The sequence below is a fragment of the Laspinema palackyanum D2c genome, assembly GCF_025370875.1.
GTDB classification, from domain to species: Bacteria; Cyanobacteriota; Cyanobacteriia; order Cyanobacteriales; family Laspinemataceae; genus Laspinema; species Laspinema palackyanum.
Genome location: NZ_JAMXFD010000066.1, coordinates 1 through 2,208, shown reverse-complemented (window position 1 = coordinate 2,208; position 2,208 = coordinate 1). Strand labels below are relative to the sequence as shown.

The 2,208-nt window shown below is 44.7% G+C and carries 1 protein-coding gene; it reads right to left on the bottom strand.

Annotated features, from left to right (window positions below; genetic code table 11):
• Positions 1-1,961, bottom strand: a 1,961-nt coding sequence (locus NG795_RS28295) for a DUF4347 domain-containing protein (protein ID WP_367291936.1), incomplete at its 3' end; no start/stop codon positions are given.
• Positions 1,962-2,208 lie beyond the last annotated feature (247 nt).

The window sequence follows — 2,208 nt, the reverse complement described above, 5'->3', positions numbered from 1 at the left end:
ATCAGAAATCCATTTATTTCCTGTAGCGGTCCTAATAGGGGGTCGGCGATCAGGACATTGGCGGTGACGTTAACATCCACCGAACTCAGAGTCGCTTTATCGGGAAATTGAATATTATTTCCCCCGTCAATTAACTGGACATTCGATTGTTGCCAAATCTGCGACGGATGTCCAGTCTTATTGTTATGAAAAATTGAATTAGCCAGGGAAATATTGGCTTTAGTATTGTTTATTAATCCTCCACCATAATCGCCAGCGTAATTGTCGGTAAGGGTGAGATTGACCAGTTCAGCCGGGGATTCTATGAAAATCCCCCCACCTAAACCTTTTTTAGTGACTGGATTTTCTGCCCTATTCCCAGAAAATGTGCTGTTCGTAATAATATTCCACGGTGTAAAACGGTCTATCCATAAGCCTCCCCCATGTTGATGAGCGAGATTATTAACAAAGCTTGTATTAGTGAGGATAAATTCACTATTATCGTGGCGCAGTCCACCACCTTTTCCACCTTTTCCACCCTCTGCCGGTATCTGGATTGCTTCATTGTTAATGAACAAACTATCGTGAACGCTGACAACATCTCCCGGATAAGAATAGAGGTTAACCCCACCTCCATCTAAGGCGCGATTGCCCTCAAATCGACTAGCCCGAATCGTAATGGTCCCTGAGTCAGGTTTAGCCAAATCTGTGGCTCCATCCGTTAAAATCGCTCCCCCTAATCCATAGTTGATAGTTTTTGAACTGGGAGTAAGTGCTTCATTATTAATGAAGGTAGAATTTTCGACATCTAAAATGGTGAATAGGCTATTAATGGCTCCCCCATTCACGCCTTTATTGTTCTCAAAATGGCTATCCTTGACCGTTAAAGTGCTTTCACTTTTTATAGAAATTGCACCGCCGCCGCGTTCCTCAGTTCCCGCCGTTCCCAGATTACCTTCAAACCGGGAATTTAAAACAGTATTTTTGCTTTGATATCCCCCAAAAATACCTCCGCCTCCGTAGAAGGCATCGTTATTAATAAAGGCACTATTTTCTACGGTTAAAGAGATTCGGGTATCAGTTTTAATTCCAGCGCCCGCCCCTTCTTCTCCTGCTGCGGTTGTTTTACCATTGGCAATCGTTAAGCCACGAAATGTCACCTCAACGGGGACAAAACTAGGAGTTCGGGTTACGTCAAAAACCCGACTGGCATTATTGCCACTAATAGTCACGCCGGGAGCATTTGTTCCATCAATAATTAGGTTTTTATTGATGGATAACTGACCGCTAGTCAGGGTAATGGTTTGATTGGCTAGATTGGGGTCAAACAGGATTGTATCTCCCGCTTGGGCGGAGGCGATCGCATTTCTTAAAGACCCCGCCCCACTATCATTGGCATTGGTCACCGTTAGAATTGCCAAGACTCCCGAATATGCCATCATCGCCTCGGGTTTCAATGCCAAGGGTGCGGTGATTTCTCCGGTTCTAAAGGCTAAATCCCAGTTGCCTCCCCGTTCGGAACTGCCCGTAATATCCACCGATGCAGCAATCTTAATTCCGGTTAATTCACTCAAATTTCTGACAAATTCTGCCCCGATTCCGGCGGCAACTTGACATCCATAAAGGAACAGATTGCCTTGGGGAATCACGGCCTTAGACCAAGACTGCAAACTCCCTTGATATTCCTTTAAATTATCAGGAGATAACATCACCTTCCCTAGGCCCAAACAACCGGGACTGCCGTGGGAAATAATATGCAGAGATTCTACAGATTGACCCTGCTTCATGAGGCTTTTTAACACCTCCGTAATCTGCTGGACGCCATCGGCCAACTCATCTAACAGAATCGCCTGGAAGTTCTCCCAAACCCCGGGGAGTAAACTCTGATAATTTTCTACCTGAGAATCAATAAAAACTAAGGATTTCGGCCCGGGAAATCCGCCTTGGTCTTGAGTTTTAACGGAATCAATATTACTGGTCATCTGGACTACTCCCAAATCTATTTTTTTGAGTAGATACCAGCCCTGATTGAGAAAAGAGGCGTCCGGGATACAAGGGTGCGGATTTAACCTCATTTTAGCAGCCTATCGGTTGAGTCGAGCAGCCGGGGTATTGCTGTATAGATGAAGAAACATCAAACCGATTAATGCCTAAAAATCCCCTCAAATTTCCCCTAAATCATCACAATATCCGCCGGAGTAATCATCGAAGCATCCAGATTACTCAAAA